This is a genomic window from Pseudoalteromonas sp. Of11M-6 (assembly GCF_022347905.1).
GTDB lineage: Bacteria > Pseudomonadota > Gammaproteobacteria > Enterobacterales > Alteromonadaceae > Pseudoalteromonas.
Genome location: NZ_JAKRFW010000015.1, coordinates 58,285 through 74,735, shown reverse-complemented (window position 1 = coordinate 74,735; position 16,451 = coordinate 58,285). Strand labels below are relative to the sequence as shown.

The 16,451-nt window shown below is 43.6% G+C and carries 9 protein-coding genes; 2 read left to right on the top strand and 7 right to left on the bottom strand.

Features of this window, described 5'->3' with window-relative positions; all coding sequences use genetic code 11:
- Positions 1 to 178: 178 nt before the first annotated feature.
- Entirely contained in the window at positions 179 to 1,162 is a 984-nt protein-coding gene (locus MHN32_RS10235) for a rhodanese-related sulfurtransferase (RefSeq protein ID WP_095729392.1), read from the bottom strand.
- A 208-nt stretch (positions 1,163 to 1,370) separates the two neighbouring features.
- Here MHN32_RS10235 and MHN32_RS10230 point away from each other — a divergent pair, with 208 nt between their 5' ends.
- Together MHN32_RS10230 and MHN32_RS10225 are read left to right on the top strand one after the other, a co-directional pair.
- Positions 1,371 to 2,702: a DEAD/DEAH box helicase gene (locus MHN32_RS10230; protein ID WP_239421656.1), complete on the top strand. Its 1,332-nt coding sequence runs from the start codon at positions 1,371 to 1,373 to the stop codon at positions 2,700 to 2,702.
- Positions 2,703 to 2,704: 2 nt separating this feature from the next.
- Entirely contained in the window at positions 2,705 to 3,535 is an 831-nt protein-coding gene (locus MHN32_RS10225; RefSeq protein WP_239421655.1) for a S1-like domain-containing RNA-binding protein, read from the top strand.
- A 43-nt stretch (positions 3,536 to 3,578) separates the two neighbouring features.
- Here the strand turns inward: MHN32_RS10225 and MHN32_RS10220 are convergent, their stop codons facing one another.
- The 6 genes from MHN32_RS10220 to MHN32_RS10195 form a co-directional block, all read right to left on the bottom strand.
- Positions 3,579 to 4,460 carry a patatin family protein gene (locus MHN32_RS10220; RefSeq protein WP_239421654.1) on the bottom strand — a complete coding sequence of 294 codons (882 nt, stop codon included), beginning with the start codon at positions 4,458 to 4,460 and terminating at the stop codon, positions 3,579 to 3,581.
- Positions 4,461 to 4,631: 171 nt separating this feature from the next.
- The gene (locus MHN32_RS10215) at positions 4,632 to 7,748 is read right to left on the bottom strand and encodes an efflux RND transporter permease subunit (RefSeq protein WP_239421653.1); all 3,117 of its coding nucleotides are present in this window, start codon (positions 7,746 to 7,748) and stop codon (positions 4,632 to 4,634) included.
- Between the two features lie 9 nt (positions 7,749 to 7,757).
- Complete coding sequence (locus MHN32_RS10210; RefSeq protein WP_010604806.1) at positions 7,758 to 8,798, bottom strand: efflux RND transporter periplasmic adaptor subunit; 1,041 nt, start codon at positions 8,796 to 8,798, stop codon at positions 7,758 to 7,760.
- 275 nt (positions 8,799 to 9,073) lie between these two features.
- Positions 9,074 to 11,242, bottom strand: coding sequence for a DUF6359 domain-containing protein (locus MHN32_RS10205; protein ID WP_239421652.1), 2,169 nt, complete (start codon positions 11,240 to 11,242; stop codon positions 9,074 to 9,076).
- Between the two features lie 70 nt (positions 11,243 to 11,312).
- Complete coding sequence (locus tag MHN32_RS10200) at positions 11,313 to 13,352, bottom strand: bifunctional 2',3'-cyclic-nucleotide 2'-phosphodiesterase/3'-nucleotidase (protein WP_102056837.1); 2,040 nt, start codon at positions 13,350 to 13,352, stop codon at positions 11,313 to 11,315.
- Between the two features lie 319 nt (positions 13,353 to 13,671).
- Complete coding sequence (locus MHN32_RS10195) at positions 13,672 to 16,386, bottom strand: DUF5666 domain-containing protein (RefSeq protein WP_239421651.1); 2,715 nt, start codon at positions 16,384 to 16,386, stop codon at positions 13,672 to 13,674.
- Positions 16,387 to 16,451: the final 65 nt, after the last annotated feature.

Sequence of the window (16,451 nt, the reverse complement as noted above, 5' to 3'; positions counted from 1 at the left end):
ATTTAATTTCAGAATTAGATTTAAAAGAATTTGAATACGTGAATTAGAAAAGGCTACACACCTAATATGAAAAGTTTGCAGAGCGAATGGCGCTTGCGCAAATAGCTTGCAATGAAAGTTTAGCTGAGAAAAGGGACCATCCGGTCCCCTTGTTATGTATTCTTAGTACAATGCACCTTTAGCGCTTTTGACGTTGCGCTTCTTTTTGCGCTAGCTTTTCTTCTTTACGCTTACGAATAGCATCCTGTGCTTCATGACCGATATGACCTTCGCCGCGTAGCTTCGCCAGTTCAATTTGCTTTTGCCGCTCAGCAAATCGTGCAACTTGCTCTTCTGTTAAGTCTTTGTGGCAGTGGTGACAAGACACCCCTTCCATATATTCTTCTAGTTGTTTCTCTGCTTCCGTGATTGGCATACGACAAGCATGACATTGATCATAAGATCCTTTGTTTAAATCATGATCGACAGCAACACGGTTATCAAACACAAAACACTCGCCTTCCCACATGGTTTCTTCTTTTGGCACGTCTTCTAAGTATTTTAGAATGCCGCCTTCCAAGTGATAAACCTCTTCGAAGCCTTGCTCTTTCATATACGCTGTCGATTTTTCACAGCGGATCCCGCCAGTACAGAACATCGCCACTTTTTTGTGTTTTTCTGGGTTTAAGTTATTTTGCGCCCACTCAGGGAACTCACGGAAAGTCTTGGTTTTAGGATCGATGGCATTTTTGAACGTACCGATCTCGATTTCATAGTCGTTACGCGTATCAACGAGTACAACGTCAGGGTCTGAAATCAATGCATTCCAATCTTGTGGTTTTACGTACGTACCAACCACTTCTTTTGGGTCTATACCTTGTACACCCATGGTCACGATTTCTTTCTTAAGCTTTACTTTAGTGCGGTAGAAAGGGCAAGTTTCATCGAACGACTCTTTATAAACGATGTTATCAAGGCCTGGTTGTTTGTCTAACCATGCAAGTAGCGCGTCAATGCCTTCACGTTTACCGGCAACGGTACCATTGATACCTTCTTCTGCAAGTAATAACGTACCGCGAACTTCATTCGCTTCCATCACATCGTGAAGTGGCTGTCTTATCTCTTGATAGTTAGGTAAAGAGACAAACTTGTACATAGCACAAACAACGTATTGTTCTGACATTGTATTTTCCTAGATTTAAGCTTTGATTAGCTTACACATTAAGCATGACGATGTGTAAAGCACGAAAACCGAGTCGCAAACCCGGCGCTGAGGCGCGTATTTTACGGATTTTTGATTAAAATGCAAAAAACACAAATTCTATATCCGATAGCGTCTATGCTTTGGTATAATCTCGTGTTTTTAAAATTCAAGACTTGGAGAAATTGACTTGAGATTCACTGAACTTGGGATAGATACGCGCCTAGAACAACAACTGGCTCACCAAGGGATCACGGAACCGACCGAGATCCAAGCGCATGCCATCCCAACGGCTCTAGCTGGCCACGATGTTTTTGCGCAGTCTAAAACAGGCTCTGGCAAAACCCTAGCTTTCTTGCTGCCTGCCGTACAGCGTGTAATGAAACAAAAAGCGCTGAGCAAACGCGATCCTCGCGTTGTTATCGTAGCCCCAACTCGTGAACTCGCGACTCAAGTATTCTCTGAGTGTCGTGCACTGTGTGCCGGCACTAATATTCAAGTCTGTAAGATTTTGGGTGGTGAAAACTACAATGATCAGGTAAAAGCGCTACGCCGCGACCCGCATTTTGTGGTGGGTACTCCTGGTCGTATTGCCGATCACGTTGAAAATCGCTCATTATTTTTAGGCGGTCTTGAACTACTTATTTTTGATGAAGCAGATCGTATGTTTGACCTTGGCTTTGAAAAACAGTTGGACGTCATTAATGACTCTGCGGATCACCGCCAAAGACAAACGCTGCTATTTTCAGCCACACTAGACCATACCCAAGTTGAAGCATCGTCACGTCAATTACTTAAATCGCCAAAGCGTATTATGTTGAGCAATGCCCACCAGCAGCATGAAGACATAAAGCAAGCACTCTACTTTGCCGATCATTTAGATCATAAAGAAGCACTGCTTAAGCACTTCATCACACAAGATGACGTAGGACAGTGCATTATCTTTACCGCAACCCGTGGCGACACAGACCGATTAAGCAAACTGCTAAATGAGATGTCGATTAAAGCGGTATCGTTGTCGGGCGATATGCCGCAAAGTAAGCGGTTAGACATCATGGACAGCTTCAGCCGTGGGATCTATAAAGTGCTGGTTACCACAGACGTTGCTTCTCGTGGTCTCGATTTGCTCTCTGTTACTCATGTCATGAATTTTGACTTGCCTAAGCAGGCAGAAGAATATGTCCACCGTATCGGTCGTACAGGGCGTGCTGGGTTTAAAGGAACTGCGATTTCATTTGTTGGTCCTAAAGATTGGGATAGCTATGTGGCAATCAAAAACTATCTTGATGAGCCACTACGTTTTGAAGAAGTCCCCGGTCTTGTTGGTAAATTCAAAGGACTTAAGCAAAAACCACAGCAGAGTAAAAATCGCTCTGCAGAGTCTGCGCCAAAGCAAACAAGTAAACCTAAGAAAAAGCCAGTGAAAAAATCACAACCGAGAAAAGTGGTCCCGCCACCGATTGATATTGACGGTACTATGCCGATGCGTCGCAAACCAAAACCACAAACTGACGAGGAATAATCATGTTAGGTCAAATCAAAATGTTAACCATTGAAGAGCTTACCGCGGAAGGTGCTTATTTAAACGGTGGTGAGCTTGGCGATGTGTTTCTTCCTCGAGCAGAAGTGCCAAAGCACAACGAAGAAGGCGACTCTGTTGAAGTATTTATCTATTTAGATAACTTGGGACACGCAACGGCAACAACCAAAAAGCCACTTGCACAAGTCGGTGAGTTTGCCCTGCTGCGCGTAAAAGAGATCAATAAGGTTGGTGCTTTTATGGATTTGGGCATTGAAAAAGACGTGTTAGCGCCTTTCAATGAACAAAAACCAAAAATGCGCGACGGCTATAGCTATTTGGTTAGGCTTTACCTAGACAACGCCAGTAAGCGTATTTGTGCGTCTAGTGCGCTGGGTAAGTTTTTAAGTAAATCAAAAGCCGAGTACGAAAAATTCGAGGAAGTAGACCTAATCGTCGCGGCAAAAACCGATCTTGGCTATAAAGTGATCGTCAATGAAAAACACTTTGGATTGGTCTTTTTCAATGATGTGTTTAAGCGCATGTATATCGGTCAGCGCATGAAGGGCTTTGTAAAAGCGGTTCATGACGAAGATAAGATTGATATCGTGTTAGAAAAGCCAGGTATAGGTAAGGTTAAAGACCTTGCGGAAATCATTTATAGCAAACTCGAAGAAAGCGGCGGCTATTTACCGCTAGGCGATAAATCAGATCCTGACGCCATCAAGCGTACTTTCTCTACCTCTAAAGCTAACTTTAAAAAAGCCATCGGTGGTTTATTCAAAGATGGCCGAATTGATATCGAAGCGAATTCTATTTCAATTCGCAAGTCTTAAGTACAAGCAAATAACAAGCAAGTCTCAACCTGAGACTTGCTTGTTACACTACACTGACTTCAAGCATATCACGCCATTTATCTACCGCTTTTAATCCCAGCTCAAACCCCAATTTATAATCAGACTTTAAGGTCTCAGGGCTTGAGCCTAAAATCATAGATTCCAGTGGTCTATTAGGCGCTATTTGAATGATGTTAACATCTTCTGGTGGTGAATTCATAAAGTTCACCGCATCGGCATAGCGACTTTGATAGTGATGATACATTTCAAACATTCGAGGAGATTGATTAACCCGCCGCATAATTGGCTTCAAGCGCTCAAGCACTGGCATTTTACCATCGTCATGTGCCTCAATGGTTCTGATCACCCAAATCGTCTTTGCCCCTTGACTGTGTGCCCAGCGCACGGGTAAAGGATCGGCCACGCCTCCATCCATCATTCCGTGACCCGCAACTTTAACGCCTGGACGATATAAAAAAGGGATCGCACTAGAAGCCTTTAAATGGGTAAACATGTTATCGTGCCACGTATGCAAATAATGTGGCTCAAGCGAGTCTAAGTGACTTGCAACCGCATAAAAGTTACTTTCCGGCGTGAGGTGGTTAGGCTCAGTTGGAAACCGCACTTTGCCGCTGTGCTCTACTTGTTGAAAATACCAATCCAAGTCAATGACATTACCACCGGTAAAAAATCGCGCGGGACGGAAAAACTGCTGCTCCGTCGTCAGAGATTCGATAGCAGTTTGCGCATATTGACTTGCGCGAGCACAATAGGCTGCGAGGTTTTGTGCACCCGCTGAGACACCCACTTTTAAATCAAAAGGCGTAAATTTTTTCTCAAGAAAAGCATCAAGCACGCCCGCTGTAAAAATGCCTTTTTGACCTCCACCCTCAGCGATAATTGCAGAGCGTATGTTAGTTGTCATGTTGTGCTCTTTTTATTATATAAACCTGTACGCATCTTATTTTACTGTGGGCAAAAACCTCGAAATTCAAGCTTTCATACCACTTTGCAATAAAAATGCCCTGCAGAACAGAGTTGTTCAAGCAAGGCATTCGTAATATCCACAGCGTGATTAATATATGGTTAGATATGGTTAGAGTTTGCTTACAGAACTCTCTACCGGCCGTTTTAAAAAACAGACTAATAACGCGGGTAAAATGGTGAGTGTGACGATAGTTGCCATGGCAATACCACAAAGCACTATCATGCCAACGCCTCGATAAAGCTCAGATCCTTCTCCTGGAATAAACACTAATGGCGCAAGACCACATAGGGTTGTCATCGTTGACATCACAATCGGTTTTAATCGCGTTTGTAGTGCTGAGATCACCGCGTCGTATACACTCATCGCGGTACTCTCAAGATTTCTGCGGCTTTGATCCACTATCAGAATAGGGTTATTAACCACAGTCCCTAACAAGATTAAAAAGCCAAGCATAGTGATCATATCAAAAGGCTGGTGGAAGGTGCCTGTTATGCTACCAATACCATTAATCGCAATTAATCCAAGTAATCCCCCTGCCATGCCAAGCGGCACTGTTGCCATAATAAATAGCGGATAGCTCCAATGCTTGAAGATTGCAACAAGTAATAAGTAACACAACGCTAATGCAACGATAAAGTTACTGCCCAGTGCTTCTTTAGTTTTGTCTAGTTGATCGGCAGCACCACCGATACTCACATTGACACCAGGCAGCAGATCGCCCTGCCTCTGAAGCTGCGGTAATAATTCTGTTCTTACTAATTCCTGCGCTTCCTCTAGCGCGACATTTCTTGGCGGAATAATATATACAGTTACGGTTCTACGACCATCAACTCGACGCAAACTATCACTGTCTGCTTTTTCTCGTAGATCGGCCAAAGCGCTCAGCGGGATCAGTCCAGCTTTAGTGACAACAGGTGACTGCGCTAATTGCGAAAGACTTTGCTGATTACCCGACTCAGAAAATAAAAAGACGTCTACTTTGTCATCGTCTAAGATCAACTCGTCAACATACGCGCCATCACTCAAGGCTGCGACCGTATAGCCGAGTTCGTCAGCACTCATACCCACTTCAGCCAACCGTTGCCACCTTGGTTGGATTTCTATTAGCGGTTGGTCGAGTGTCAGAGAAGATGGCGCAGAATCCACTTGTGGATTATCAAAGACCTCCCCCGCTAACCGATACACTGCATCTGCTGCCCGATAGAGCGCCGTTTGATCTGTACCGCTAATATCCAAAGCCACTGCTCTTGAACCGCCATCATTACTTGAGATAATCGAGCCTCGTGAAGAAAATGCACGCATTCCTGGGTAGCTTCTAAACTTGGTCGTGATTGCCTCCATCATTTCATCGATGTATTCACGGTTGTATGGTTCACTCAATAGCCAAATGCTACCAACACCAACGGACATCGAATAATATTTTAAAGGTGGCAACGACGTTTTACCTGATACAAAATCGCTGTCATCGTTTTCCAAATGCTTATTTAAATAAGGAAGTAGTTCATCAGCAATTTTTTGCATATGGCTGAGGTTATAGCCCGGAGGCGCTATCATCATAGAGAACGCTTTTGGCTCCTCTCCCTCTGGCAAATATTCGGCTTTAGGCATAAATAACCACGCCCCACCGAGTAACAACACACTACCGAATACAATACACACGATGCGAGCACGTGGACTTGATAACATCGCCGGAATAAACGTTGGTAGTTTAGGCGTAGACAACATGCCACTGGAGATTTCCTTACAGGCAAAATTTGCATTAGCAGCAGGCACCACAAACAAGGCGACCAACATAGAAGCGATGATTGCGGCAGAAATAGCTATTGCTACATCGGAATAAAGCTGTCCGGCTTCTTGCTGAATAAATAAAATAGGTGCGAATACCAACACTGTGGTCAGGGTTGATGCGAGCACCGCAGGCCATACCTCTTGAACACCGGTAATAGCTGCTTGAAGTTTGTCGAGACCTCGGCGTCTTGCTTGCTCTATGTTTTCAAGTACAACAATGGTGTTATCAACCGTCATGCCAATGGCAAACGCGACACCGGCTAGGGAGATAACGTTGATCGTTCTGTCAAATAGCAACAGACCCAAAAATGCCGCGATGGTACAAATTGGAACGCCCATCACACCAATAAAGGTCGAGCGTGGGCTCTTTAAAAACCAAAACATCACCAGAGTCGCAAGCACCGCACCTAGCGCTAAATTAGTCCAAACATTTTCAACAGATCCTTTAACGTAACGAACATCATCGCTCAATAGCGTCAGTTGTAGTCCATTACTTGCAAGCATGTCACGGTTGATGCGAGCCACTACCTCCATCATTTCTTCTTTAATCGCCATCACGTTAGAGCCGCTTTCTCGTCTCACCGAGAGCATTAAAGCTCGCTCGCCATTGTTATAGGCAATATCGCGCACTTCATAATGATCAAGCTTTACCTGAGCGATGTCTTTAAGCTTAATTGTGGTACCCGCACGGTGGCTGACTACCAGCTCTTCTAGCGCTTTAGCTGACTCAAAACGGCCAACCATACGCAGTAAATAACGACGTTTACCACTGTCTATATCGCCCGCTGAGGCATCTTGGTTACGGCTGCGTATTGCATTTCTAACGTCAACTAAGCTAATTCCACGGCTCGCCAATTGTTCTTGATCTACCAAAATTTGTACTTGATAGAGTGCACCACCACGCACACCAACCTGAGATACTCCACTGACTCTTTCCATTTCTGGACGAATAAAGTCTTCGGCATAATCACGAAGCATATCGATATCAAGATTGAGTGGATTTCCCGGTTGTGGCTTTAGATTAAAAAACATAAAGGCATTGCTCGAAAACGCGCTGCTGTATAACACCGGCTGGTCAACGTTTTCAGGATAATTTGGCACTTGAGATAACGCATTACTCACGTTTATGAGCGCTTCGTTGACGTCGACACCAAATGGAAACTCAAGCTCTATCTCTGCCTCACCGGTATTTGCATAACTGGACATGCGAGTTAGATTCGCAAGTGAGCGAAGATACCTTTCTTGCTCTATAAGTATTTCTTTTTCAACATCCTGTGGCGTGGCACCGGGCCAATTGGTCACCACAGTGATGGTTCTTACTTCAAGATCTGGGATCATTTGCACCGGAATTTTAAACGCCGCAACAATACCCAATATCGAACAGATCAATACCGTGACAGCAACTAAAATGGCGTGATTTACACTGGCTCTTAACATCACCCGCTCCTATAAACCAGGTACAATGTTTAATGCCTGGCCTTCTTGCAATAACTCATTGCCTTCAACCACCACTTGTTGCCCTACCTCTAAGCCGGATAGAACTTCAATATGACCATTAATTCGCTCACCAATTTTTACGTTTAACCGCTTTGCTTGACCGTCAACGGCCACAAAGACACTGAACCCACCGTCGGGATGACGCAAAATCGCATCACTAGGAATAATCACGCTGTGGTCTTGTGCTCGAATTAGCGGCAGTTTTGCCGTAGCCGATGCGCCGACACGCAACTGCGCATCTGTTGGGATTGCCAATCTTAATAGAAACGAGCGACTGGTTTTGTCAACGACAGGAAGTTTTGCCAATACATGAGCTTGATGCTGCACGCTTGGCGCGCTTGCAACACTAAAATTTACGACACGGCCGAGATTAATAAGCTGAAAGTATTCTTGTGGCACTTGCAAATCGAGCCACAGAATATCGCTACTTACTAGCTCAAACACCGTTTGTCCGCGCGTCACCCACTCACCTAAATTAACCGTGCGCCTCGCTATTATCCCCGTAAAAGGCGCTTTTAATTGATGGCGGTTAACGAGCTCTCGCTGATAAGCTATCTTAGCTTGTGCTTCTAAAAGAGAGGCTTCTGATGCTTGTAACTTTGCCTGTCTGTCAGCAAGCTCTGTTTGCGCAAATAATTTTTGCTGCGACAGAGACTGTGCTTCTTTTACCAACCTTATCGCATTGTTGCGATCGACCTTGGCACGCTCAAGTGCAGCTTCTACACTTTTCAGCTCAGCTTTTACTAAAGCTGCATCGAGACTCAGCAGTACAGCATTTGCTTCAACAATGTCGCCGGCTTCAGCTGAGATCTTAGTGATTACACCATCGGTTAAACTTGACACTTGTGCATGTTGTGCGGCACTAATCGAGCCAGTTAAAGACAATGTCCGTTCAAGCTGTTGTTGCTTTACATCAGTGACCACAACGTTGACCGCTGCAGCATAAAGGTTAAAGGATAAAAGAGAGAATATTAAGCAAACGCATTTCATGTAGTTTGTTCCAAAGTTAAAAGCACTATTCCTTTTCGTAAGCACTTGGCAAAAGTACCTACTGATCTCGACTGAGCATTGCAGCTGGCGAGTTTATATCACTATAACGCGACACACTAACACAAATAAAAATCATTACTATCTAAACTGGATGAATGACCTCAAAAGTGTAGTTTGTGAAATAATGAATGAACAAAGAATATACAGAAATGACGCTTGGAATAAAGTAGACATAAATGTTGCTATGCCTACTTTAAGGGGTTAATTGCAGTGATTTAATTTAACAATACAAGTGAAGTGACATTACGAACACCAGGATGACTCATATAATCATTTTTAATTCCTTCAACTCTCAGTGATTTACCAATCAAACTCGGGTTAAGCTTGGGACTAAATGCATCACGCTGAGCTGCTTCCAACTTAATATATAGCTTGTTGCCAACGACAGTTGCGTCGCTTAATTCAAGCGCATAGATATCGTTTACAGCAGCTGTGATTTTGCCACTGACTACCACTGCTGAGCCATTATTTAGCGCTAATACGTCAGCAACACTCATATCACTAGATGGCTCTGTCGTTGTACCAACGGTTTGTATTTCACTGACTTCTCGTATCCCCGGTGCACTCATATACGATGAGCGAACACCTTTGATAACTAAAGTAGAATCAAGAATGGATGGATTAAGCTGCGGACTAAATGCAGCACGCTGGTGACTTTCAAGTTTAACATTTATCGTATGAGTAGGATTTTGGCTGTCCTCAAGTACTAAAGCATAGATATCATTAAGTGCAGATTTAACACGCCCAACAAGCTCAATTTCATTGCCCTCGGCGGTTGCAAGCGCCTGCTCAACCGACAATGCCACTGGTGCAATCTGAATATCGCTTACATAACGAATACCAGCCTCACCCATATAGCTGTCTCGAGTACCAGTCACTATAACTGATTGACCAAGGATCTCAGGATTGAGTTGCGGGTTAAAGTCACTGCGCTGAGCAGATTCAAGCTTTACGTTGATACTTAGCGATGCGTTGGCAGTATCTGTGAGTAATAGGCCATAGATACCGTTTACTTCGGCTGTCACTTTACCTAACACTGCAAATTTAGACCCAGCAGAAGCAGCAAGTGCCTGTGCTACAGAAATCGTGCCATCAGGAGTTGGCTCTGGATCGGGATTAGGATCTGGATTGGTTTGCCCTGAACCATAAGGCGCATTGAAAGAGTTATTTTTATAGCTATCTGTATTCCACGCATCAAAACCCGATGCAGGCGTCCCCCATGGCTGACCATTGTTTGGATCAGACATTTCTTGCAGCGCCATTGGCACAGGTGTTACTTCGCCGCTTGCATGACCGTAAGTACCATCAAAGTACTGATACGACTCGGGCGTTGCTAGCCAATTGATGATGTTGACCGAAAGTACAGCTGCATTACCTCTGTCCGTCCAGCCGGGGTACGTCTTTTTACTATTGCCATTATCCTGACGCTTGTATTTAGGTGTAGCGTCTTCAATTGGAGAAGAATCACCAATAAACGCAGCTTTACCTAATCCGGCTTTTGAGATAGCAACATACGGGCCTTCATTTCTACCACCAAAGTAAAGCCCATCATCTTTAGCATGACGCCACTTAGCTGGTGTATCTGAAGGTGAAAAATAAACCAAGCCCTTCGCTTTTTGTTCATCTACAATCGCAAGCGTCGCGCCCGCGGCCATCAATACAGGAGTAACTCCGAGTGTGATCCCTTCTGTTTTGCTCGCAGACTCAATACCACTTACGCCTTGCTTGTAGTCAGCGGCATTAAAGCGAAAGCGGATCCCAAAATTTTCTGCAAGCCATCCCATGTCTGCTGATTTTGGATTACGCCAGTCACCGTACTCACCACCTAGATTATACTTGGCCAGATCTGAGCGGTTGTAGCCGTTAAAGACTTCAGTGGCATCCCACGTATTTAGATTACGATCCGCGTCATAATGATCCGCAATAAAAAATATCCCTTTTCCATCCGCTACAAACTGCAATAACGCTGCTTGCTCTGATTGAGTGAAAGGACGGTTAGTTTCTGCCAATACAAAGACATCTGCATCTTTAATCGCATCGTAGCTGATAACCGCTTCATTTTGATTGCTTTGAGAGGTACGGTCGTCAAAGAATCTAATCTTGCCGTCATTGTTTAAATCAACACCGCGATATTCTTTTACGGTATATCCTTCATTAACCAATGCATCCGCAAAGTCTGAAAACGCACCGTCAATAACCCAATCGGCATTTCCCTCCACGCCACCGTGTGACACATCAAATAATACTGTCTTACCATTGCTGTTTGTGGTTGGTGTTTTAACTGGAATATGGTTATTCCAGTCATACGGCTGTGCTGCAAACACAGATGTGGATATAGCCGCAGCCAAAACTACGCTGCTAAGCTTGAAGTTTACTTGTTTCATTCGTCAAATCCCGTTGAAAATTATAAAAAGAAGCGATAAAAAAGCCGCCAAAATATGGCGGCATAGTGTATTAGTTCAGCGGTTGTGTTAAATCCAGCTGATAAAGTGCAAAACCTCGTTCGTCGGTTTTGCCAGTAGGTAGAATATGATTAAATTGCTGACTGTAGGTTTCAGCATCCGCACTAGTTGAACTAAAGAACTCAATATTAGCGCCAACTACAGGTGCAAATGACCAGTTCATATCTGCCGATGGATCAAGTCCTGCGGCACCATTTTGGTCGCTAACAAAAGTAATATAGTCAGCAACGACCTGACGGTTCTCATTTGGCGAGTCGACAACGATTTTATCTCCCTTAATATTTGGGAAATTACCGCCACCAGATGCACGATAGTTATTCGTTGCAACCAAGAATACTTGGTCGTCCTTCACCAACTCACCTTGATACTTCAATGCCTTAATGCGGTTACCGTTTGACACCTTTTCACCGTTTGCCGCGTAGCGTGCAGGCTCAGTGACATCAATTTGATACGTCACACCATCTAGCACATCATAGTTATATGAAGGAAAGTCTGGATTGATCAGCGCTTGAACGCCTTCAGTATTCGGTGTGATTTGATTGAACTGGCCTGCAGACATTTCAAGCCATTCGCGCACTTCGCTGCCCTTGAGCTTCAACACCTTAAGTACGTTAGGATAAATGTACATATCTGCAACGTTACGATAGGCGATATCACCTGCAGGAATTGCGGTAAAGTCATCTGGCCCGCCACGCCCAGCTCTAAAGGGTGCACCCGCAGACAGAATAGGTAATCCATCAAGCTCAGTACCTTGCACTATTTTTGCTGTATACCATGCTTGTGCGTCAGTCACGATTTGGATTGAGGGGTCGTCATTCACTAACGCAAAATAGCTGTTCACAGTGTTGGTGATTTTAGCAAAAGGCTCATTCACCCATGCGCGCGTTTCAGCATGCTCACTATGCACTACCGCTTCAATTGCTGCATCGCTTTCAACCAATGATATCGTGTTTCGATTTTCATCCGTTTCATAGATTGGTTTAAGCGTTGACTGTGAGTCAACCACCGTCCATTTACCTGACTTAAACTGGATATCTAAGTCAATTACACCAAGGTGATTTCCCCAAAAACCAGGCATTACAGCCGCAACGCCATTGATTGTGCCTTTATCGTTATCAACACCATGTGCCGCTAAGTCTGCATAGCCCGAACCTGGGAAGTTTGCATGCGCATGACCAAACATAATGGCGTCTATATCATCCACCTTAGATAAGGCATAAGATGCGTTTTCAGCCATTGGCTTATCGGCAGATACATCAAGACCTGAGTGCGGAATAGCAACGACAATATCCGCGCCTTCAGCTTTCATTTTAGGCACGTAGTGTTTTGCCATTTTTACGATGTCTTTGGCTATCACTTTGCCTTCAAGATTGGCCTTATCCCATTGCATGATTTGCGGTGGAACAAACCCGATAAAGCCGACTTTAATCACCTGAAGTTTGTCATTCTCGTCAAAGAATTGCTTTTCTTGAATTAGGTAAGGCTTAAATAACGGCACATCATTTGTTTCATCTTCGTCGCCATCAACCTTAAATACGTTTGCACTAATATAGGGAAAATTCGCATCGTCGATTGCTTCGTCTAAAAACGCTAAGCCAAAGTTAAACTCATGATTACCAATATTTGCGACATCGTACTCTAGTGTGTTCATGGCCTTATAAACAGGATGAACTTCTCCCTCTTTGAGGTTTTTGATTTTCGCCATATAGTCGCCAAGCGGACTACCTTGGATCAAGTCGCCGTTATCTACTAGCATGGAATTTTTAACTTGGCTTCTCGCTTGATGGATTAACGCCGCGGTTTTCACTAGACCCACTTTGTCGTCTTGCTTGTCTGAAAAGTAGTTGTAGTTCAATACATTTGCATGCAAATCTGTGGTTTCTAGTAAACGCAAAGACACCGCAGTACCCTCTTTTGGAATATCAGGTCCTTTCGGCACGTTTATATCAACATTGTTATCTGAATCTGAGCAACCAGTAATAATGCTTGTGGCACCGCACAATAGTGCGATTGGAAGTAGTTTTGTTTTCATAAGTCCTTTCTTTACTTTGTTTGCATACCCGTGTGCATGCTTTTAGTTATTTCAGCAATACCAAGTCACGTCTCTTCTTATTCCACTTCATAGAAGCTGAACCTAGAAGCACAGCGAGTCAGTATAAACCGTTGCGTTTTGCGTGGCGGGTGTCACTATACGAGGGAAAAAAGTCAGGAAAGCTAAGCTTTTATGGCAGTTCAGTGGGATAAATATGACGTTACTAAGTCAGGAGAAGCGAATTAATTTTAAAGTGAAATATAAACAAAAAAGCCTCCACATTGGAGGCTTTAATTGTGACTTTTACATTTACCAATAGTTAATCTTCAAAATCGACTTCTAGCGCGATGATCGTGCCTTCGACCATTTGAGCGGTAACTTCAACCTTAACATCATTACTAAGGTCACTTTTTTGGCCATCTTTGAATACGGTGTCATTGGTTACATGAACCGTCATTCCAAATAATGTAAATTGGTCGCCAGACAAGTTTGCAACTTTACCTTCGAGCTCAAAATAGGCGTAGTCTTCGAACTCTACCTTTTCAGCTTGAATATAAGTTTCACCATTTTCAGTTACTAAATAGCCTTCAACTTCAACGTTTTTGCCTGTTGCAATATCAGATTGACTGCCACCTTTAAACTGAGTTTGCTCAGATACTTTGACTTTTTGGCCAAGGACGTAAAACGCCTCATCTGTCACAACTTGTGTGATTGGACCTTCAACCTCCACATATTTTACGGCTTCAAATTTGAGCTCTTTAGCAATAACAGTGACACCGTCGGTTGTGTAACCTTCAACCTCAACTGCCAAGCCATTTGAAAGCTTTTCAAAATTACCATTCTTAAGCTTTGTATCTGCCGTAATTTGAACGCGCTGCGCACCAAGGTTGAACTCGTAATCAAACGCAGAGTTTTTGACTAGGTCCTCAATTAAGCCTGCAATTTCGACTTCATCAACGTCATCTTCCTCAAACTCGACCTTTTTAGCCAACAATACATTGTCGTCAGTTAACACGCCTTCTACTTCAACCGTTACACCGTTTCCTAGGTTACTGCTACTGCCATCTTTAAATTCCGTGTTGCCATCAGTTGCAATAGAGACACCATTCACCATGAACTCAGACGCTGAGACAAAGTTTGTGATTTTGCCTTCGACTTCAAGTTCAATACCATCATCAGACTCGATTTCAATTTTAAGTGCCAAGATTGAACCATCAGCACGCTGAATAGCGGTAACTTCAACTTCATCGCCAATCACAAATAAGCCGTTTTTAAACTCAGTATTTCCATCAAAAAATACTGTCTTACCATCAACACTAAAAGTTGCGTCGACCGGATTAAAACTAACCACTTTACCTTCTAGCTCAAATCTACGGTCATCGAAGTCATCGTCTTTGTCATCAACTTCAACTTTAGTTGCGATCAATGAGTCTCCTTGGATCACATAATCAACTTCCGCGATATCACCTACTGCCACTTGTTCAAAAAATGTCGTGAGGTTTACATCATCTTCAAGTTCCAGCTCTGTCGCACCATTGATGGCAAAGACAAGTTTGCCTACTGTGATTGTTTGCTCGCCAGCATTAACAGCCGTGATTTTTCCCTCAACCTCATGTTCTTGCTGGTCGTCAAAATCGCTTGCAGAGATACGCTCTAAATCTCTCACAACGTAGGCACCTTCAAAACCAAATGCCTCAATTTCTACGACATCACCTACACTAAGCTTCTCAAGTTTAAGTTCGATGTCTTCTGCATCCGAGTCATCTTCAAACTGGGTATAGCTATCCACAAAATAGGTGCTACCAAATACTGTTAGTGTCTGTGCTTCAAGGTCAATATCTTCTACTACGCCAGTTAATTCGATTTCAGAGTGCTTATCAAAGCGTACTTTTTTTGCGATTAAACCTTCTTCGGTTGCAACTGCAAGCACAAATACGCGCATACCGATTTGCAGGTCATCATCATCCCCTTTTTTGAAATCAGTGTCGTCATTTAATGTGAAGCTGTGCCCGCCGATTGCGAAGGTGTCGTCACTGACTTGAGTTACAATACCTTCAAATTTGGCGACCGCACCTGTTGATACTGGCTCATTGCTATCAACCTCTACACTGTCTGCAAGTAATACACCGTCAATAGGTAAACTTGATGCTTCCACCTCCACTATTGCATTGTTTTCAAGCGTCCCTTCAACTTCTGTTGCTTGGCTATAGTCTATAGTCAACATACCTAATTTGAATGTTTTCGCATCAAGATCTAGCTCAGCAACCTTACCTTCAATTTCAAATTCGCCATTTTGCTCTTCCACATCAATGCGGGTAGCAACATACTGACCCTGTCCTTGATGCAACGCACTGATCTCTACGAAATCACCTGTCGTTATTTCTGTGAAAGCTACCTCTAATTTCGTACGTTTATCAACACTAAATTCTTGACCCAACACAGTGATTGTTTGTTTGGCGTAGTCGACTGCCGTCACCACACCTTTAGCAGTTGCGTCATAGATAATAGAGTCAGCTACTGCAAAATTGCCATCTGCGCCTTGCTTACCTTGCAGATTTATCAGCATGCCCACTTTAAGATTTGCTTGTTGATCTGGCGTCGTCTCATAACGCACACCGTTTACGTATACACTGCCAAACCCAGTTACCGTTCCCTGTGCACTTACTGATGTACGGTAGGTAATGGTGATTGTTTCTTCTTCATTACCACTCAAATCGACAGTAACCGAGTTTTCATTTGGCTGATAGAGTGCTTGATCCACAGAACGAGAAGTAGCCGTTAATTTATACTCCCCGTTTGCTAAGGCATTTAGAGTAGTCGTGCTTGTAATGTCTTCGCTATAGCTAGAAGGGCCTGTGAGCGTTAAGCCCGCATCTGCACCAGCAGGTAAGCCTTGTACAATGACTTTTATTGAACCTTTAGTTCCTGTGTTATCACCAGGTTGCGGATCGGTATCACTTCCACTTCCGCCCCCACAAGCAACCAAAAGGCTACTCGATGCCAATAACGATGGTAACAACCATTTTTTATCCATTATATAATCTCCTAAATTTTGGCTCATTTAGTACATGCAGCGGCTAGCCACAAAAACTTAACATG